Raw genomic sequence first — 19,161 nt, 5'->3', positions numbered from 1 at the left:
CATGGTCAACGACCTAACGCCGCACTTCGAGGACGTGCAGGCACACTACGACCTGTCCGACGACTTCTTCCGGCTGTTCCTGGATCCGACCCAGACCTACAGCTGCGCGCATTTCGAACGCGAGGACATGACGCTGGAAGAGGCCCAGATCGCCAAGATCGACCTGGCGCTGGGCAAGCTAGGTCTGCAGCCCGGCATGACGCTGCTCGATATCGGTTGCGGCTGGGGCGCCACCATGCGGCGCGCGATCGCGCAGTATGACGTCAACGTCGTCGGCCTGACATTGTCGAAGAACCAGGCCGCCCATGTGCAGAAGTCGTTCGACGAGATGGACACCCCGCGCGACAGGCGAGTGTTGCTGGCGGGATGGGAGCAGTTCAACGAGCCCGTCGACCGCATCGTGTCGATCGGCGCGTTCGAGCACTTCGGCCACGATCGTCACGCCGACTTCTTCGCCCGGGCCCACAAAATCCTGCCGCCCGATGGCGTGTTGCTGCTGCACACGATCACCGGCCTGACCAGGCAGCAGATGGTCGACCACGGCTTGCCGCTCACGTTGTGGCTGGCCCGCTTTCTCAAGTTCATCGCGACCGAAATCTTCCCGGGGGGCCAACCTCCGACGATTGAAATGGTTGAGGAACAGTCGGCGAAGACGGGTTTCACGCTGACTCGCCGCCAGTCGCTGCAGCCGCATTACGCCAGGACCCTCGACCTGTGGGCCGAGGCGCTGCAGGAACACAAAAGCGAGGCCATCGCGATCCAGTCCGAAGAGGTCTACGAGCGGTACATGAAATACCTGACCGGCTGCGCCAAGCTGTTCCGGGTCGGCTACATCGACGTCAACCAGTTCACGCTGGCGAAGTAGTGATTGCGCCGGCCAGGGTGATATCTGGCAAATCCCGATCGAGAAAGACCGGCGCATGCGAGCGCGAATGCGGGCGATGTGCCATGCACCGTGTAGGGTGCCGGGGATGGCCACCTGCTGAAGGTGCCCCTCACAGTGGGAGGACACATGTCTGATAACTCAACGGGCACCACAAAGTCTCGGTCCAATGTCGACGACGTCCAAGCCCATTACGACCTTTCAGATGCGTTCTTCGCGCTGTTCCAGGATCCGACTCGGACCTACAGCTGCGCCTACTTCGAGCGCGACGACATGACCTTGCACGAAGCACAGGTCGCCAAGCTGGACCTAACCCTGGGCAAGCTGGGGCTAGAACCGGGAATGACACTGCTCGACGTGGGCTGCGGCTGGGGTTCGGTCATGAAGCGTGCCGTCGAGCGCTACGACGTCAACGTCGTCGGCTTGACCCTGTCGAAAAATCAGCACGCCTACTGCCAGCAAGTGCTCGACAAGGTCGACACCAACCGCTCGCACCGGGTACTGCTGAGCGACTGGGCCAACTTCAGCGAGCCGGTGGACCGCATCGTAACCATCGAAGCGATAGAGCACTTCGGTTTCGAGCGCTACGATGACTTCTTCAAGTTCGCCTACAACGCGATGCCCGCGGACGGCGTGATGCTGCTGCACTCGATCACCGGCTTGCACGTAAAGCAGGTCATCGAGCGCGGCATACCGTTGACCATGGAGATGGCCAAATTCATCCGGTTCATCGTGACCGACATCTTCCCGGGCGGCCGGTTGCCGACGATCGAGACGATCGAGGAGCATGTGACGAAGGCCGGTTTCACCATTACCGATATCCAGTCCCTGCAACCGCACTTCGCCAGGACTCTTGACCTGTGGGCCGAGGCGCTTCAAGCGCACAAGGACGAGGCCATCGAGATCCAGTCCGCAGAGGTATACGAGCGGTACATGAAATACCTGACCGGCTGCGCCAAGGCGTTCCGAATGGGCTACATCGACTGCAACCAGTTCACGCTGGCCAAGTAGACTTTCGTGCCACCGACGGGCTATGGGTGCACAGCCACCGGTAACTGACACCATCCAGGAGAACATGACGAGAATGGCCGAGAAACCGATTAGCCCAACCAAGACACGGACACGCTTCGAAGACATCCAAGCGCACTACGACGTCTCCGATGATTTCTTCGCCCTGTTCCAGGACCCGACCCGAACTTACAGCTGTGCCTACTTCGAGCCACCGGAGCTCACGCTCGAAGAAGCCCAATACGCCAAGGTCGACCTCAACCTGGACAAGCTGGACCTCAAGCCGGGCATGACGCTGCTGGACATTGGGTGCGGTTGGGGCACCACCATGAGGCGCGCCGTCGAGCGGTTCGACGTTAACGTCATCGGCCTGACGTTGTCCAAGAACCAGCACGCCCGCTGCGAGCAAGTGCTGGCTTCGATCGACACCAACCGCTCACGTCAAGTGCTGCTGCAAGGCTGGGAGGATTTCGCCGAACCCGTCGACCGGATTGTGTCGATCGAAGCCTTCGAGCACTTCGGGCACGAGAACTACGACGACTTCTTCAAGCGGTGTTTCAACATCATGCCCGCCGACGGCCGGATGACCGTCCAGAGCAGCGTCAGCTACCACCCCTACGAGATGGCGGCCCGCGGTAAGAAGCTGAGCTTCGAGACGGCGCGTTTCATCAAGTTCATCGTCACCGAGATATTTCCCGGCGGCCGCCTGCCGTCCACCGAGATGATGGTCGAACACGGCGAGAAGGCCGGTTTCACCGTCCCGGAGCCGCTCTCGTTGCGCCCGCATTACATCAAGACGCTGCGGATCTGGGGGGACACGCTGCAGTCCAATAAGGACAAGGCCATCGAGGTCACCTCCGAAGAGGTCTACAACCGCTACATGAAGTATTTGCGTGGCTGCGAGCACTACTTCACCGACGAGATGCTCGACTGCAGCCTGGTGACCTACCTCAAGCCGGGTGCCGCGGCCTAAGCCCGGCGAGCAGACGCATAAGCCCCCGACACGCCGTGCGTGCGGGGGCTTATGCGTCTGCTCGCCGGGGAAACTACTCCCCCGCGAAGTTGCGGGTGATGGATGGGTCGACCGGAATGCCCGGGCCCGTCGTCGTCGACACGGTGATCTTCTTCAGGTAGCGGCCCTTCGACGAGGACGGCTTGAGCCGCAGCACCTCGTCGATCGCCGCGCCGTAGTTCTCCGCCAACAACTTCTCGTCGAACGACGCTTTCCCGATGACGAAGTGCAGGTTGGCCTGCTTGTCAACCCGGAAGTTGATCTTGCCGCCCTTGATGTCCGCGACGGCCTTGGCGACGTCGGCGGTGACGGTGCCGGTTTTCGGGTTGGGCATCAGGCCGCGCGGACCCAGCACCCGAGCGATGCGACCGACTTTGGCCATCTGATCCGGTGTCGCGATCGCGGCATCGAATTCCAGCCAGCCGCCCTGAATCCTCTCGATCAGATCGTCACTCCCGACAACATCCGCCCCCGCGGCAACGGCAGCATCGGCCTTTTCACCAACCGCGAATACCGCGACGCGGGCAGTCTTACCAGTGCCGTGTGGCAGGTTGACCGTGCCGCGAACCATCTGGTCTGCCTTACGCGGGTCGACGCCAAGCCGGATCGCCACCTCGACGGTCGCGTCCTGCTTGGTCGACGAGGTCTCTTTGGCAAGCTTGGCCGCCTGCAGCGGGGTGTAGAGGTTGGTGCGGTCCACCTTCGCGGCGGCGGCGCGATATGCCTTGCTGGTCTTGCTCATTTGATATCCAATCTATGGGTCGTGGTTACTCAGCGGGCCGAAGCTGGCCCTCCCACGGGTAGGGCCCTATTCGACGGTGATGCCCATCGACCGAGCGGTACCGGCGATGATCTTGGCCGCAGCGTCGACGTCGTTGGCGTTGAGGTCCGTCTTCTTGGTCTCGGCGATTTCGCGGACTTGATCCCAGGTGACTTTGGCGACCTTGGTCTTGTGCGGCTCCGCCGAACCCTTCGCCACACCAGCGGCCTTAAGCAGCAGCTTGGCGGCGGGCGGCGTCTTCAGCGTGAAAGTGAAGCTACGGTCTTCATAAACGGTGATCTCCACCGGGATGACGTTGCCGCGCTGGTTCTCCGTCGCGGCGTTGTACGCCTTGCAGAACTCCATGATGTTGACGCCGTGCTGACCGAGCGCGGGGCCCACTGGCGGGGCAGGGTTGGCCTGGCCCGCCACGATCTGCAGCTTGATCAACCCGGCGACCTTCTTCTTCGGGGCCATGACGTGTCGATGTCCTTCCTTGTTTCAGCCTGTGTGGCCTGCCCTGCTGGGCTAGATCTTGGAGACTTGGCCAAAGGTCAGCTCCACCGGTGTTTCGCGGCCGAAGATGGAGACCAGCACCTTGAGTTTCTGCTGTTCGGCGTTGACCTCGCTGATCGTGGCCGGCAATGTGGCAAACGGCCCGTCCATGACGGTTACCGATTCGCCCACCTCGTAGTCGACCTCGACGACCGGACGCTCTAGCCCGCCCGCCTCGGCGGCGGCAGCCGTGCTGGCCGCACCCTTGGCAGCCTTCCTCGTCGACCCCCGCGGAAGCAGAAACTTCACCACGTCGTCGAGGGCGAGCGCTGACGGGCGAGATGTTGCCCCAACGAACCCCGTGACCCCCGGCGTGTTACGCACCGCGGCCCAGGAGTCGTCGGTCAAGTCCATCCGCACCAGAATGTAGCCGGGCAGCACCTTACGGTTGACCTGCTTGCGTTGGCCGTTTTTGATCTCGGTGACCTCTTCGGTGGGCACCTCCACCTGGAAGATGTAGTCGCCGACATCAAGGTTCTGCACCCGGGTTTCCAGGTTGGCCTTGACCTTGTTCTCGTACCCTGCGTAGGAGTGAACGACGTACCAGTCGCCGGGCTTGCTGCGCAGCTCCGCTTTGAGCGCGGCGGCCGGATCGACCTCTTCAGCCGGGGCCGCTGCATCCTGGAAGGCGTTGGCCTCTGTTAGATCGACCGCCTCACCCGCGGACGTGTCACCGTCGAAGGTAGTCACGGTTTTCAGTCCTCTCTGTCACTCTCGAGCCTCAGCCGAACACCAACATCACCAGCTTGGTCAGGCCCAAGTCAGCACCGGCGACCAGCGCCACCATGAAGGCCAGAAACGCCAGCACCACCGACGTGTAGGTAAGCATTTGTTTGCGGTTCGGCCAGATTACCTTCCGCATCTCGGCAACGACCTGCTTGAGGTAGTTGTAGACGAATGCGATCGGGTTAACCGACCGGGCCTTCGGTTTACTGGCCTTTTTTGCCCTGGCAGCCTTCGACACGGCCTTGGTGGTCGAATCGTCCTTGGCGACCCCGGTAGCTTCCGAAGCCGCGGTCGACGGCTCTTCGACGTCGACGTCTGCGTCGGCTCCTGCCGCACGCGACCGCGACCGCTTGCCGGTGGGACGTTGCGGCCGCACCACCGGCTTTGTCACCAGGGCCGTCCGGCCACCGCTCCCGCGGCTGTCCGCATTCTCGGCGCCGTCGGCTACGGCCTCGTCGGCAACGTCGCCTTCGTCGCTCACCGCATGCTCCTTCGTTTACTAGCTACCCCGCGAGCCGTTCCGCTCTGGTGGGGCACCTTCCAGTGTCCACCATGGCACATACCTATGGTCCGTCTCCTCTTCAGGCCGTGCCTGCATCGTCGTCGAACGTTCGCCTTCAGCAGGGGCGACAGGACTTGAACCTGCAACCTGCGGTTTTGGAGACCGCTGCTCTGCCAGTTGAGCTACGCCCCTTCGCGGTTGGCAGGCAAGACCAGACCAGGCCCTGGCCAACCCACTACGCCGGGGCTCACATGACACGCGCGCCCTCCGTTCGGTGATCGCGAACCGAAAGTGGAGACGACACTCCGCTCGTTGAACTCACGGAAAGCGCGCCGATGTTGGGAAAACCCCGAGGTCCGAGTGTACATGGCCGCAGCGGCCAGTTGCTAATTACGCGGTCCTGATGACCTGCCCGGATTCCTTGTCCCATTTGAGTCTGGCGGAACCATCACCCTGCTGGCCCATCAGCGTGGTGTAGGCCTCCATGACCAGCTCACCGTCGTCGTTGGTGCAGAGGTTTCTGGTAACGACGATGTCTGCGCCGAACCGCTCGTCCACCGAATGGATGTCCATCCGAGCCCACAACTTGTCCCCGGCGAGCACGGGTTTGTGGAACACGAACCGCTGGTCGACCTGAACGATCTGCATCGTCTCCATGCCCACGTCGACGTGGCGGAAGAAGTCCAGTTGCACATATTTGGCGAGGATCGTCACGAAGGTCAGCGGAGCAACCAGCGCGTCGTAACCGAGGTCGGCGGCCGCTTCCTCGCTGAAAAAGGCCGGGTGGTCGCACTTGACAGCTCGGGCAAACTCGCGGCATTGCTCACGGCCCACGATGAAGTAGTCCGGGTACCGCCAAATCATCCCGCGGATATCGGTCTTGAGCGCCATAAACTACGCTAACTTCGCCGAGGCGATGGCCCGCCCGAAAATCTTCTTGCCGCCGGTAGTAGCGGTGAGTGCGATGGTCACCGACTTGCTCTCAGGATCAACCGATTTCACCCGACCGTTGAACACCAGCTCGGCGCCCTTGCCGTCATTGGGCACCGGAACCACCGCAGTGAACCGCACGTTGTACTCGGTGACCGCGCCCGGGTCGCCAACCCAGGATGTGACGTAGCCACCGCCGATCCCCATCGTCAACATGCCGTGAGCGATCGCGGTGTCCAGCCCGACGACCTTGGCGATCTCGTCGTCCCAGTGAATCGGGTTCAAGTCACCCGAAACTCCGGCGTAGTTCACCAGATCCTGGCGGGTCAGCGGGTAGGTCTTCTCCGGAAGCTGGTCTCCGACCTTCACCGAGCTGAACTCACGCAGCGCCATCAGAAAATCCCTCTCCATCCTCGCCGGCACGGCCCGCCAGGGTCGTATAGGTCTCCTGCACGAGGTCACCTTCCTCGTTGGTGACGATGTTCTTGGTCACGATGATCTGGGTGCCGTGCGCCTCACGCACCGAATCCACATAGACGTCGCAGTACAGCTTGTCGCCCGCCACGATCGGTTTCTCGAATTTCAGCACTTGGTCTACCTGGACGATCTGCGCCTCCGCGGTCGCGATGTTCGCATGCTTGAAGAACGCCGCCTGGGCCTTGTAGCCGAACACACAGATAAACGTCAACGGAGCCAGCAAGCCCTTATACCCGAGTTCGGCGGCGCCGTCCTCCTCGAAATACCACGCGTCGTCGTTTTGAACGGCGACGGCGTACTCGCGAATCTTCTCCCGCTCCACCTCGTAGTGGTCGGGATACCGGTAATGCATCCCAACGATGTCTGCGCTCAACGCCACGGCTGTAGAACCTACCTAGTCAGTCTCAGCAACTGCTCGCGGGTCGGCGGTTACCGCGTCTCGCGGTGCGCCTGGTGTTTGCCGCAATTCGGGCAGAACTTCTTCAGCTCCAGCCGGTCCGGGTCGTTGCGGCGGTTCTTTTTGGTGATGTAGTTACGGTGCTTGCACACCTCGCATGCCAAAGTGATCTTCGGCCGCACGTCGGTACTGGAAGCCATATCCGTTCTCTCTAACGAGTCTTGCTGTTGTGTTGTAGCGATGGCCGGACTCGAACCGGCGACCTAACGATTATGAGTCGTTCGCTCTAACCGACTGAGCTACATCGCCTCTGGTACGCACCGCCAGCCTGCCCGGCGTCCGCCGAGCCCCCTAACGGAATCGAACCGTTGACCTTTTCCTTACCATGGAAACGCTCTGCCGACTGAGCTAAGGGGGCCGCTCACCCGTAGCGACCAGTCGGGTCGTGCCGCGGGCCTAAAAGAGGGTACAGCCTGGCGCGCAACGCCACCAAACCACCGGTGCCACCCATGCAGCTACGGACCAAGTCGTCCAAGATTGGACGGGATCACCCTGTGTCGCGGCTCCGCCGCGGAACCCAGGCATTGGGATCGCTGAACTCGTCGTACTCGTCATCGTGCCCATGCTCCGCGGTATCCGCCTCGCCGAGCAACGTTCGCAGCGCAAGGTTGACAGCCTCGCGCGCACCCTTCACACGGTACCGCCGGATGACCTTTTGGATAAGGTCGTCATCAACCTCTATCTCGACCCTCTTCAGCATGGACCAAAGATACCCACCGCACCCACAGTCAGACCCCAAGACTCCGCATTAACGTGTCCCGGGCTGCAAACGCCAAGACGCGGTCTGGGCGGCGATGGACAAGACATAGGCTGGTTGCGTGTCCAAGGACCGGCTGTACTTCCGTCAACTGCTCTCCGGTCGCGATTTCGCCGTCGGCGACATGTTCGCGACGCAAATGCGCAACTTTGCCTACCTGATCGGAGATCGCACAACCGGGGACTGCGTGGTGGTCGACCCGGCCTACGCTGCCGGGGATCTGCTCGACGCGCTCGAATCCGACGATATGCAGCTATCGGGTGTGCTGGTGACCCACCATCATCCAGACCATGTGGGCGGCTCGATGATGGGTTTTCAGCTGCCGGGACTGGCTGAGCTGCTGGAGCGGGCATCTGTACCCGTGCACGTGAACACCCATGAAGCGCTGTGGGTTTCGCGAGTCACTGGGATTCCTGTCGGCGACCTGATCACCCATGAGCATGGGGACAAGGTCAGCGTCGGCGACATCGACATCGAGCTGCTGCACACACCCGGGCATACCCCAGGCAGTCAGTGCTTTCTACTCGACGGCCGGCTGGTCGCCGGTGACACGCTATTCCTGGAAGGCTGTGGACGCACAGACTTTCCCGGCGGTGATTCCGACGAGATGTACCGCAGCCTGCGACAGCTCGCCGAGCTTCCGGGTGACCCAACCGTCTTTCCCGGGCACTGGTATTCGGCCGAGCCAAGTGCGTCGCTGTCGGAGGTCAAGCGTTCCAATTACGTTTATCGCCCCGCAAGTCTCGATCAATGGCGAATGTTGATGGGCGGCTGAAGGACTGGGCAAGCCTCTCCCGTTCCGGCCCGGGTCCAGCGACGTGTCCAGCGGCGCTTCCGCCAACGATTCGGCAGCCAGCGACCAGTGCCCAGGCGCCTCTGGGATCCTGTCAGCTAACTTCTCGGTCCGATGTCACTGTGGTATAAGCGGATGGTGGATTCCATGGGGTGGGTCCTGAGCAGCTGGCATGAGGTCACCGGCGTCGACTCCGGCACCTGGTTGGCGTGGGCCGCGTGGGCGGCGCTTGGGCTCGGTGTGGTCGCCCTGGTGGTGACCAAGCGGCAAATCCAACGCAATCGTCGACTGGCTGCGGAGCAGACTCGGCCCTACGTGGCCATGTTTATGGAGCCCCACGTCGCGGACTGGCACGTGATCGAGCTGGTAGTCCGCAACTTCGGTCGCACAGCCGCCTACGACGTCCGGTTCTCGTTCCCCAACCCACCAACCGTGGCCCAATACGAGAATGCCGCCAACGGCTACGCCGATGTCGTGGAACTTCGGCTGCCCCAAGAGTTGCCGATGCTGGCTCCCGGTCAGGAGTGGCGGATGGTGTGGGATTCAGCGCTCGATCGCGCCGAGATCGGGCGGGGCATCGAGTCTCGCTTCCCGGGCACGGTGACCTACTACGACCGACCCGAGCAGCCGCGCCGATGGCGGTTCTGGCGGCGCGGACGGCGTCCGTTGGAGACCAAAGTGGTGCTGGACTGGGATGCCCTGCCGCCCGTTGCGCGCATCGAGCTGATGACCACCCACGACCTGGCGAAGCGGGAAAAGCAGAAGCTGGAGCTGTTACGTAGTCTGTTGACGTATTTTCACTACGCGAGCAAGGAGACGCGTCCCGACGTGTTCCGCAGCGAGATCGACCGGATCAACCGCGCCGCGGCCGAAACCCAGGACAGGTGGCGCGCTCGGCAGGTCGAGGTGCCCACCGAGGTCAGCCAGCGCTCGGAGGGGCAAGGGCCACAGCCCACGCGGATACCGGCAGGCTAACTGCGGGCGCACAAGATCCCCCAATGCTGATCTGATTCAATCGAGAGCATGAGCGACCCGGTCAGCTATACCCGCAAGGATTCCATCGCCGTCATCAGTATGGACGACGGCAAGGTCAACGCACTGGGCCCGGCGATGCAACAAGCCCTCAATGCAGCGATCGACAACGCGGACCGTGATGATGTTGGGGCGCTGGTGATCACCGGTAATGGCCGGGTATTCAGCGGAGGCTTCGACCTGAAGATCCTCACCTCCGGTGAAGTGCAGCCCGCGATCGACATGCTCAGGGGCGGCTTCGAGCTGGCGTATCGCCTCTTGTCCTACCCCAAACCGGTGGTGATGGCGTGCACCGGTCACGCCATCGCCATGGGCGCGTTTCTGTTGTCCTGCGGCGATCATCGGGTGGCGGCCCACGCATACAACATCCAGGCCAATGAGGTCGCGATCGGCATGACCATTCCGTACGCGGCGTTAGAGATCATGAAGCTGCGACTGACCCGGTCGGCATACCAGCAGGCAACCGGGCTGGCCAAGACGTTCTTCGGGGAAACCGCGCTGGCCGCCGGGTTTATCGACGAGATCGCCCTGCCGGAGGTGGTGGTCAGCCGCGCCGAGGAAGCCGCACGAGAGTTCGCCGGTCTCAACCAACACGCCCATGCCGCGACCAAGTTGCGCTCCCGCGCCGACGCGCTCACTGCGATTCGGGCCGGGATCGACGGGATAGCAGCCGAGTTCGGGCTGTAAGTGGTGGGTGACGCGGTTGCTTTGGGCAACCGCCTCACACCTACACCGCCTCCTCCATCTCGAAGTGTGTCACGTCCGAGGCGGCTCGTCATGCCGACATCGCGGCACGCCCCAGCGCGTTGATGAAATCCCGGAACGGTTCGATATCTGACCCAGTTCCAGGTCGACAAGAAGGCCCGTACCGACTGGTAGCCCTTGTCGTTCGGTGATCTCGCGTCTGTTTATGCACGCCAGCATGCATGTCGGCGGCCGGCCGCTCGACTAGGGTGACGCCCGATGGCGCTTCACCTGCACCGTGCCGAGCGCACCGATCTGCTTGCCGACGGGCTCGGCGCGCTGCTGGCCGATCCCCAGCCCGACCCTTTCGCGCAGGAACTGGTGCTGGTCGCTGCCCGCGGCGTGGAACGCTGGCTGAGCCAACGGCTTTCGCTCGTGTTGGGCTGCGGGCCGGGCCGCGCCGACGGGGTGTGCGCCGGCATCGCGTTCCGCAATCCGCAGTCCCTGATCGCCGAGATCACCGGCACCCTCGACGACGACCCGTGGTCGCCGGAAGCCCTGGCGTGGCCGCTGCTGGCGGTGATCGACGCCAGCCTCGACGAACCGTGGTGCCGCACGCTGGCATCCCACTTGGGGCACTTCGCGACGACCGATGCCGAGGCGGAGCTGCGCCGCGGCCGGCGCTATTCGGTGGCGCGCCGGCTAGCCGGGCTGTTCGCGTCCTATGCACGCCAGCGTCCCGGGTTGCTGGCCGCTTGGCTGGACGGCGACCTCGGCGAGCTGCCCGGCGACTTGGCCTGGCAACCGCCACTGTGGCGCGCCCTGGTGACCACGGTCGGGGCCGATCCCCCGCATGTCCGCCACGACAAGACCATCGCCCGGCTGCGCGACGGCCCCGCCGACCTGCCGGCTCGGCTTTCGCTGTTCGGCCACACCCGCCTGGCCTGCACCGACGTGCAGCTGCTGGATGCGCTGGCCGTCCACCACGACCTGCACCTGTGGCTGCCGCACCCCAGCGACGAGTTGTGGCGGGCGCTGGCCGGCTTCCAGGGCGCTGATGGCCTGCTGCCGCGGCGGCAGGACACCAGCCGGCGGGCCGCCCAGCACCCGCTGCTGGAAACGCTGGGCCGCGACGTGCGCGAACTGCAGCGCGCGCTGCCCGCCGCCCGGGCCACCGACGAATTCCTTGGTGCCACAACCAAACCCGACACGTTGCTGGGATGGCTGCAAGCCGACATCGCCGGCAACGCGCCGCGACCCGCCGGGCGTAGCTTGTCGGATGCCGACCGATCGGTGCAGGTCCATGCCTGTCACGGCCCGGCGCGGCAAATCGATGTGCTGCGCGAGGTGCTGCTCGGCCTCCTCGAGGACGACCCGACGCTGCAACCGCGCGACATCGTGGTGATGTGCCCCGACATCGACACCTACGCACCGTTGATCGTCGCCGGCTTCGGCCTCGGTGAGGTGGCCGGCGACTGCCACCCCGCACACCGGCTGCGGGTGCGTCTGGCCGACCGCGCCCTGACCCAGACCAATCCGCTGCTCTCGGTGGCCGCCGAACTGCTCACCATCGCCGAAACCCGGGCCACCGCCAGCCAACTGCTCAACCTCGCGCAGGCCGCTCCGGTGCGCGCCAAATTCGGGTTCGCCGACGACGACCTGGACACCATCACCACGTGGGTGCGCGAATCGAACATCCGCTGGGGCTTCGACCCGACGCACCGGCGACGCTATGGCCTCGACACCGTCGTGCACAACACGTGGCGGTTCGGACTCGACCGCATCCTCACCGGGGTGGCCATGTCCGAGGATTCCCAAGCGTGGCTGGATACCGCGCTGCCCCTTGATGACGTCGGCAGCAATCGGGTCGAGCTGGCCGGGAGGCTGGCCGAGTTCGTCGAACGGTTGCATCATGTCGTCGGCGGACTCAGCGGTGCACGGCCGTTGGTCGCATGGCTGGATGCGCTGGCCACGGGGATCGATCTGCTGACCGCCTGTAACGACGGCTGGCAACGCGCGCAGGTGCAGCGGGAGTTCGCCGACGTGCTGGCGCGCGCCGGTTCGCGCGCGGCGCCGCTGTTGCGGCTGCCCGACGTGCGAGCGCTTTTGGACGCGCAGCTGGCCGGGCGCCCGACCCGGGCCAACTTTCGCACCGGCACGCTGACCGTCTGCACGATGGTCCCGATGCGCTCGGTGCCGCACCGGGTGGTGTGCCTGGTGGGTCTGGACGACGGCGTGTTTCCGCGGCTGAGCCATCCCGACGGGGACGACGTGCTGGCCCGAGAACCGATGACGGGTGAACGTGACATCCGTTCGGAGGACCGGCAATTGCTGCTGGACGCGATAGGTGCGGCCACCCAGACCCTGGTGATCACTTACACCGGCGCCGACGAGCGCACCGGGCAACCGCGCCCACCCGCGGTGCCGCTGGCCGAGTTGCTCGACGCGCTCGACCAGACGACGTCAGCGCCGGTGCGTGAGCGGATCCTGGTCACACACCCACTGCAGCCGTTCGACCGGAAGAACGTCACCCCCGGCGCACTGCTGGGCGCCAAGCCGTTCACGTTCGACCCCGCCGCGCTCGCCGCCGCCCAGGCCGCCGCCGGGAAGCGCTGTCCACCAACGGCTTTCATCTCCGGTCGGCTGCCCGCACCACCCGCGGCCGACGTGACGCTGGCGGACCTGCTCGACTTCTTCAAGGATCCGGTCAAGGGGTTCTTCCGGGCGCTGGACTACACGCTGCCCTGGGACGTCGACACCGTCGAGGACTCGATACCGGTCCAGGTCGACGCCTTGGCCGAGTGGACGGTGGGCGAGCGGATGTTGCGCGACATGCTCCGCGGCCTGCACCCCGACGACGCCGCTCACTCCGAATGGCGTCGCGGCACGTTGCCGCCCGGGCGCCTCGGCGTGCGACGGGCGAAGGAAATCCGGAACCGCGCGCGCGATCTGGCGGCCGCCGCGCTGGCGCACCGCGACGGCCACGGCCAGGCGCACGACGTCGACGTCGACCTCGGCGACGGGCGGCGACTGAGCGGCACGGTGACACCCGTGTTCGGCGGGCGCACGGTGTCGGTGACCTACTCAAAGCTGGCGCCCAAGCATGTGTTGCCGGCGTGGATCGGCCTGGTTACGCTGGCCGCCCAAGAGCCTGGCCGCGAGTGGTCGGCGCTGTGCATCGGCCGCAGCAAGACCAGGAACCACATCGCCAGAAGGCTTTTCGTGCCGCCGCCGGACCCGGTGGCGGTATTGCGGGAGCTGGTGTTGCTGTACGACGCCGGCCGGCGCGAACCACTGCCGCTGCCGCTGAAGACGTCCTGCGCGTGGGCCCAGGCACGCCGAGACGGCCAAGACCCCTACCCGCCCGCCCGCGAATGCTGGCAGACCAACAGGTTCCGGCCGGGCGACGACGACGCGCCCGCCCACGTGCGAGCCTGGGGCCCGCGCGCACCCTTCGAGGTGTTGCTCGGCAAGCCCCGCGCGGGCGAAGAGGTCGCCGGGGAAGAGACCCGGCTAGGGGCGCTGGCCGCCCGGCTATGGCTGCCGCTGTTGGCCGCCGAAGGGTCGGTCTGATGGACCGCTTCGAGCTGCTGGGCCCGTTGCCGAGGGAGGGCACCACCACCGTGCTGGAAGCCAGCGCCGGCACCGGTAAGACGTTCGCGCTGGCCGGTCTGGTCACCCGCTATCTGGCCGAAACCGCCGCGACGCTCGACGAGATGTTGTTGATCACGTTCAACCGTGCGGCCAGCCGGGAGTTACGCGAGCGAGTGCGCGGGCAGATCGTCGAGGCCGTGGGCGCGCTACAAGGCGACGCGCCGCCGAGCGGCGAGCTCGTCGAGCACCTGCTGCGCGGCAGCGACGCCGAGCGCGCCCAGAAGCGGTCGCGGCTGCGTGACGCGCTGGCCAACTTCGACGCGGCAACCATCGCCACCACCCACGAGTTCTGCGGCTCGGTGTTGAAATCCCTCGGTGTGGCCGGTGACAACGCCGCCGACGTGGAGCTCAAGGAGAGCCTTACCGACCTGGTCACTGAGATCGTGGACGATCGCTATCTGGCGAACTTCGGTCGTCAGGAGACCGATCCGGAGCTGACCTACGCCGAGGCGCTGGCCCTGGCCCTTGCCGTCGTCGACGACCCGTGCGCCCAACTGCGCCCGCCTGATCCCGAGCCCGGCAGCAAGGCAGCGGTGCGGCTGCGCTTTGCCGCCGAGGTGCTCGAGGAACTCGAGCGCCGCAAGGGCCGGCTGCGTGCGCAAGGATTCAACGATCTGCTGATCCGTTTGGCGACAGCCCTCGAGGCGGCCGACTCGCCAGCTCGCGATCGGATGCGGGAACGCTGGCGGATCGTGCTGGTGGACGAGTTTCAAGATACCGACCCCATGCAGTGGCGGGTGCTCGAGCGCGCGTTTAGCCGGCATTCGGCGCTGATCCTGATCGGCGATCCCAAGCAGGCGATCTACGGCTTTCGCGGCGGCGACATCCACACCTACCTCAAGGCGGCCGGCACCGCCGATGCCCGCTACACGTTGGGCGTCAACTGGCGCAGCGACCGGGCGCTGGTCGAGAGCCTGCAGACGGTGCTGCGCGATGCGACCCTGGGTCACGCCGACATCGTCGTCCGCGGCACCGACGCCCACCACGCCGGGCACCGCCTGGCCTCGGCGCCGCGCCCGGCGCCGTTTCGGTTGCGCGTGGTCAAACGGCACACGCTCGGGTATGACGGGACCGCCCACGTCCCGATCGAGGCGCTGCGCCGGCACATCCCCGACGACCTGGCCGCCGACGTCGCGGCGCTACTGGCCAGCGGGGCCACCTTCGCCGGGCGGCCCGTGGTGGCCGCAGACATCGCGGTGATCGTCGAGCATCACAAAGACGCGCGGGCGTGCCGGAATGCGTTGGCGGAGGCGGGCATCCCGGCGATCTACACCGGTGACACCGACGTGTTCGCCTCGCAGGCCGCCAAGGACTGGCTGTGCCTGCTGGAGGCGTTCGACGCGCCGCAGCGCAGCGGGCTGGTCCGCGCCGCCGCGTGCACGATGTTCTTCGGTGAGACCGCGGAATCGCTTGCCGCCGAGGGCGATGCGCTGACCGATCGGGTGGCCGGCACGTTGCGCGAGTGGGCCGACCACGCACGCCATCGCGGTGTGGCCGCGGTGTTTCAGGCCGCTCAGCTGGCCGGGATGGGCCGGCGCGTGCTGAGCCAGCGCGGCGGCGAACGGGACCTGACAGACCTGGCGCACATTGCGCAGCTGCTGCACGAGGCCGCTCATCGCGAGCGGCTCGGCCTGCCCGGGCTGCGCGATTGGCTGCGCCGCCAGGCCAAGGCGGGTGCCGGCCCGCCGGAACACAATCGCCGGTTGGACAGCGACGCCGCGGCGGTGCAGATCATGACCGTCTTCGTGGCCAAGGGACTGCAGTTTCCCATCGTGTATCTGCCGTTCGCCTTCAACCGCAACGTCCGCAGCGACGACATCCTGCTGTATCACGACGACGGCACCCGCTGCCTGTACATCGGCGGCAAGGACGGCGGTGCTCAGCGGCGCACCGTTGAGGGGCTGAACCGCGTCGAGGCGGCCCACGACAACCTCCGGCTCACCTATGTCGCGCTTACCCGCGCGCAATCGCAGGTCGTCGCGTGGTGGGCACCGACGTTCGACGAGGTCAACGGCGGGTTGTCGCGGTTGCTGCGCGGGCGCCGGCCCGGCCAGTCGCAGGTACCGGACCGGTGTACACCACGCGTCACCGACGAGCAGGCCTGGGCGGTGTTCGCGCAGTGGGAGGCCGCGGGCGGGCCGTCGGTCGAGGAATCGGTCATCGGTGCTCGCAGTTCCCTCGAAAAGCCGGTGCCCGTACCCGGTTTCGAGGTTCGGCACTTTCACCGCCGGATCGACACCACGTGGCGGCGGACCTCGTACTCGGATCTGGTGCGGGGCTCGGAAGCCGTCACCGTCACCAGCGAGCCGGCGGCCGGCGGCCGTGCGGACGAGGTGGAGATCGCCGTCGTCGCCGCGCCCGGTTCCGGCGCCGATCTGACATCACCGCTGGCCGCGCTGCCGTCGGGGGCGTCGTTCGGCTCGCTGGTGCACGCGGTGCTCGAGACCGCGGACCCAGCCGCTCCCGATCTGGCTGCCGAACTGGAAGCCCAGGTGCGCCGGCACGCGCCGTGGTGGACCGTGGACGTCGACCACGCGCAGCTGGCTCCCGAACTGGCCCGAGCGTTGCTGCCGATGCACGACACGCCGCTGGGACCCGCCGCCGCCGCACTGACATTGCGGCAGATCGGTGTGCGTGATCGTCTGCGGGAGTTGGACTTCGAGATGCCGCTGGCCGGGGGCGATCTGCGCGGCCGGTCCCCGGACGTGTCGCTGGCCGACGTGGGTGAGCTGCTGGCGTCGCACCTGCCCGGCGACGACCCGTTGTCGCCCTACGCCGATCGGCTTGGTTCGGCCGGGTTGGGTGATCAACCGCTGCGTGGCTACCTGGCGGGGTCGATCGACGTGGTGCTGCGGCTACCCGGGCAGCGATATCTGGTGGTCGATTACAAGACCAATCACCTTGGTGACACCGCCGCCGATTACGGCTTCGAGCGGTTGACCGAGGCCATGCTGCATTCGGACTACCCACTGCAGGCGCTGCTGTATGTTGTTGTGCTGCACCGCTTTCTGCGGTGGCGGCAGCGGGATTACGCTCCGGCGCGCCATCTCGGCGGGGTGCTGTACCTGTTTGTGCGGGGCATGTGCGGTGCGGCGACGCCGGTGACGGCCGGGCATCCGGCCGGTGTGTTCACCTGGAACCCGCCCACGGCGTTGGTGGTGGCGCTCTCGGATCTGCTCGACCGGGGAAGGCTGCAGTCGTGAAGCTCACCGACGTCGATTTTGCCGTCGAGGCCTCCGGGATGGTGCGGGCCTTCAACCAGGCCGGTGTGCTGGACGTGTCGGATGTGCATGTGGCGCAACGTCTCTGTGCACTGGCCGGGGAGAGCGACGAGCGGGTGGCGTTGGCGGTAGCGGTGGCGGTCCGCGCGCTACGGGCCGGTTCGGTGTGTGTGGATCTGTTGTCGATCGCGCGGGTTGCTGGACACGACGACCTGCCGTGGCCGGATCCGGCGGACTGGTTGGCGGCGGTGCGGGCCAGTCCGTTGCTCGCCGATCCACCCGTGCTGCACCTGTATGACGATCGGCTGCTCTATCTGGACCGCTACTGGCGCGAAGAAGAGCAGGTGTGCGCGGACCTGCTCGCGTTGCTGACATCCAGGCGACCGGCCGGGGTACCCGACTTGCGGCGACTGTTCCCGACCGGCTTTGACGAGCAGCGGCGCGCGGCGGAAATCGCGCTCTCGCAAGGTGTTACGGTGTTGACTGGCGGGCCTGGCACCGGGAAGACGACGACGGTCGCGCGGCTGCTGGCGTTGGTTGCCGAGCAGGCGGAGCTGGCCGGTGAGCCGCGGCCGCGGATCGCGCTGGCCGCACCCACCGGCAAGGCGGCGGCCCGGCTGGCCGAGGCGGTACGGCGCGAGATGGCCAAGCTCGACGCCACCGACCGGGCACGGCTCGGCGACCTGCACGCGGTCACGCTGCATCGTCTGCTGGGTGCCAAACCGGGAGCGCGGTTTCGCCAGGATCGCCAGAACCGGTTGCCTCACAACGTGATCGTGGTCGACGAGACCTCGATGGTGTCGCTGACGCTGATGGCCCGGCTGGCCGAGGCGGTGCGCCCGGGCGCCCGGTTGATCCTCGTCGGCGATGCCGACCAGTTGGCGTCGGTGGAAGCCGGAGCGGTGCTGGCGGATTTGGTCGATGGCTTCTCGGTACGCGACGACGCGCTGGTGGCGCAGCTGCGAACGTCGCATCGGTTCGGCAAGGTGATCGGTACCTTGGCCGAAGCGATCCGGGCCGGCGATGGCGATGCCGTACTGGGCCTGCTGCGCTCGGGTGAGGAGCGGATCGAGTTCGTCGACGACGAGGATCCGGCGCCGCGGTTGCGCGCGGTGCTGGTGCCACACGCGTTGCGGCTGCGCGAGGCGGCGCTGTTGGGTGCCTCCGACGTCGCGTTGGCCACCCTGGACGAGCACCGGCTGCTGTGTGCGCATCGGGACGGGCCCACCGGCGTGCTGCACTGGAACCGCCGGGTTCAAGCCTGGCTCGCCGAGGAGACCGGCCAGCCGCCCTGGACGCCGTGGTACGCCGGGCGTCCGCTGCTGGTGACGGCCAACGACTACGGCCTTCGCGTCTACAACGGCGACACCGGTGTCGTGCTGGCCGGCCCCACCGGTCTGCGGGCCGTCATTTCTGGTGCATCCGGGCCACTTGACGTTGCCACCGGCCGCCTCGGCGACGTCGAGACCATGCACGCGATGACCATCCACAAGAGTCAGGGCAGCCAGGTCGACGAGGTGACGGTGCTGATGCCGCAAGAGGATTCGCGGTTGCTGACCCGGGAGTTGCTGTACACCGCGGTGACCCGGGCCAAACGCAAGGTCCGGGTGGTCGGGTCCGAAGCTTCGGTGCGGGCCGCGATCGCACGCCGGGCGGTGCGGGCCAGCGGGTTGCGGATGCGGTTACAGTCGACGGGGTGTGGCTGACTCG

At 66.0% G+C, this 19,161-nt stretch carries 18 protein-coding genes and 3 tRNA genes; 9 read left to right on the top strand and 12 right to left on the bottom strand.

The annotated features are described in order from the left end of the window. Position 1 precedes the first annotated feature (1 nt). The 3 genes from mmaA2 (at position 2) to mmaA4 (ending at position 2,864) form a co-directional block, all read left to right on the top strand. Entirely contained in the window at positions 2-865 is an 864-nt protein-coding gene (mmaA2, locus tag Rv0644c; protein ID NP_215158.1) for a cyclopropane mycolic acid synthase CmaA, read from the top strand. A 147-nt stretch (positions 866-1,012) separates the two neighbouring features. Next, positions 1,013-1,894, top strand: coding sequence for a methoxy mycolic acid synthase MmaA3 (mmaA3, locus tag Rv0643c; RefSeq protein ID NP_215157.1), 882 nt, complete (start codon positions 1,013-1,015; stop codon positions 1,892-1,894). Positions 1,895-1,958: 64 nt separating this feature from the next. Beyond that, positions 1,959-2,864, top strand: coding sequence for a hydroxymycolate synthase MmaA4 (gene mmaA4, locus Rv0642c; RefSeq protein NP_215156.1), 906 nt, complete (start codon positions 1,959-1,961; stop codon positions 2,862-2,864). Between the two features lie 73 nt (positions 2,865-2,937). Here mmaA4 and rplA read toward each other — a convergent pair whose 3' ends face one another. From rplA to Rv0634A, 12 genes are all read right to left on the bottom strand, one after another. Then, on the bottom strand, positions 2,938-3,645 hold the full coding sequence (gene rplA, locus Rv0641; protein ID NP_215155.1) for a 50S ribosomal protein L1: 708 nt from the start codon (positions 3,643-3,645) through the stop codon (positions 2,938-2,940). 66 nt (positions 3,646-3,711) lie between these two features. Further along, positions 3,712-4,140: a 50S ribosomal protein L11 gene (rplK, locus tag Rv0640; RefSeq protein NP_215154.1), complete on the bottom strand. Its 429-nt coding sequence runs from the start codon at positions 4,138-4,140 to the stop codon at positions 3,712-3,714. Between the two features lie 51 nt (positions 4,141-4,191). Next, positions 4,192-4,908, bottom strand: a complete 717-nt coding sequence (gene nusG / locus Rv0639) for a transcription termination/antitermination protein NusG (RefSeq protein NP_215153.1) — start codon at positions 4,906-4,908, stop codon at positions 4,192-4,194. 31 nt (positions 4,909-4,939) lie between these two features. Then, positions 4,940-5,425: a preprotein translocase SecE gene (secE1, locus tag Rv0638; RefSeq protein ID YP_177743.1), complete on the bottom strand. Its 486-nt coding sequence runs from the start codon at positions 5,423-5,425 to the stop codon at positions 4,940-4,942. Positions 5,426-5,565: 140 nt separating this feature from the next. Continuing rightward, positions 5,566-5,638: transfer RNA gene (gene trpT / locus Rvnt08), tRNA-Trp, on the bottom strand. 198 nt (positions 5,639-5,836) lie between these two features. After that, the gene (gene hadC, locus Rv0637; protein NP_215151.1) at positions 5,837-6,337 is read right to left on the bottom strand and encodes a (3R)-hydroxyacyl-ACP dehydratase subunit HadC; all 501 of its coding nucleotides are present in this window, start codon (positions 6,335-6,337) and stop codon (positions 5,837-5,839) included. A 3-nt stretch (positions 6,338-6,340) separates the two neighbouring features. Next, positions 6,341-6,769: a (3R)-hydroxyacyl-ACP dehydratase subunit HadB gene (gene hadB / locus Rv0636; RefSeq protein NP_215150.1), complete on the bottom strand. Its 429-nt coding sequence runs from the start codon at positions 6,767-6,769 to the stop codon at positions 6,341-6,343. Then, on the bottom strand, positions 6,756-7,232 hold the full coding sequence (gene hadA, locus Rv0635; RefSeq protein NP_215149.1) for a (3R)-hydroxyacyl-ACP dehydratase subunit HadA: 477 nt from the start codon (positions 7,230-7,232) through the stop codon (positions 6,756-6,758). Before hadA ends, hadB begins: the two co-directional genes overlap by 14 nt. 50 nt (positions 7,233-7,282) lie before the next feature. Then, positions 7,283-7,450 carry a 50S ribosomal protein L33 gene (rpmG2, locus tag Rv0634B; RefSeq protein YP_177630.1) on the bottom strand — a complete coding sequence of 56 codons (168 nt, stop codon included), beginning with the start codon at positions 7,448-7,450 and terminating at the stop codon, positions 7,283-7,285. Between the two features lie 35 nt (positions 7,451-7,485). Continuing rightward, positions 7,486-7,559, bottom strand: a tRNA-Met gene (gene metT / locus Rvnt07). Between the two features lie 36 nt (positions 7,560-7,595). Continuing rightward, positions 7,596-7,668: transfer RNA gene (gene thrT / locus Rvnt06), tRNA-Thr, on the bottom strand. A 129-nt stretch (positions 7,669-7,797) separates the two neighbouring features. Beyond that, a complete protein-coding gene (locus Rv0634A) occupies positions 7,798-8,049 on the bottom strand; it encodes a hypothetical protein (RefSeq protein ID YP_177629.1) in 252 nt (83 codons plus the stop codon). 79 nt (positions 8,050-8,128) lie between these two features. Here Rv0634A and Rv0634c point away from each other — a divergent pair, with 79 nt between their 5' ends. The 6 genes from Rv0634c (at position 8,129) to recD (ending at position 19,157) form a co-directional block, all read left to right on the top strand. Next, positions 8,129-8,842, top strand: a complete 714-nt coding sequence (locus Rv0634c) for a glyoxalase II (protein NP_215148.1) — start codon at positions 8,129-8,131, stop codon at positions 8,840-8,842. A 153-nt stretch (positions 8,843-8,995) separates the two neighbouring features. Continuing rightward, positions 8,996-9,835 carry a hypothetical protein gene (locus Rv0633c; protein ID NP_215147.1) on the top strand — a complete coding sequence of 280 codons (840 nt, stop codon included), beginning with the start codon at positions 8,996-8,998 and terminating at the stop codon, positions 9,833-9,835. A gap of 48 nt (positions 9,836-9,883) precedes the next feature. Continuing rightward, positions 9,884-10,579, top strand: coding sequence for an enoyl-CoA hydratase EchA3 (gene echA3, locus Rv0632c; protein ID NP_215146.1), 696 nt, complete (start codon positions 9,884-9,886; stop codon positions 10,577-10,579). Between the two features lie 276 nt (positions 10,580-10,855). Further along, positions 10,856-14,149, top strand: coding sequence for an exonuclease V subunit gamma RecC (gene recC / locus Rv0631c; protein ID NP_215145.1), 3,294 nt, complete (start codon positions 10,856-10,858; stop codon positions 14,147-14,149). Next, positions 14,149-17,433 carry an exonuclease V subunit beta RecB gene (gene recB / locus Rv0630c; protein NP_215144.1) on the top strand — a complete coding sequence of 1,095 codons (3,285 nt, stop codon included), beginning with the start codon at positions 14,149-14,151 and terminating at the stop codon, positions 17,431-17,433. The genes recC and recB overlap by 1 nt, the downstream gene beginning before the upstream one ends. Beyond that, positions 17,430-19,157 (top strand): exonuclease V subunit alpha RecD, encoded by a 1,728-nt coding sequence (gene recD / locus Rv0629c; RefSeq protein NP_215143.1) that lies wholly within the window; start codon positions 17,430-17,432, stop codon positions 19,155-19,157. The genes recB and recD overlap by 4 nt, the downstream gene beginning before the upstream one ends. Positions 19,158-19,161: the final 4 nt, after the last annotated feature.

The organism is Mycobacterium tuberculosis H37Rv (assembly GCF_000195955.2).
Lineage (GTDB): Bacteria > Actinomycetota > Actinomycetes > Mycobacteriales > Mycobacteriaceae > Mycobacterium > Mycobacterium tuberculosis.
This window is presented reverse-complemented; position numbering and strand designations above follow the sequence as displayed.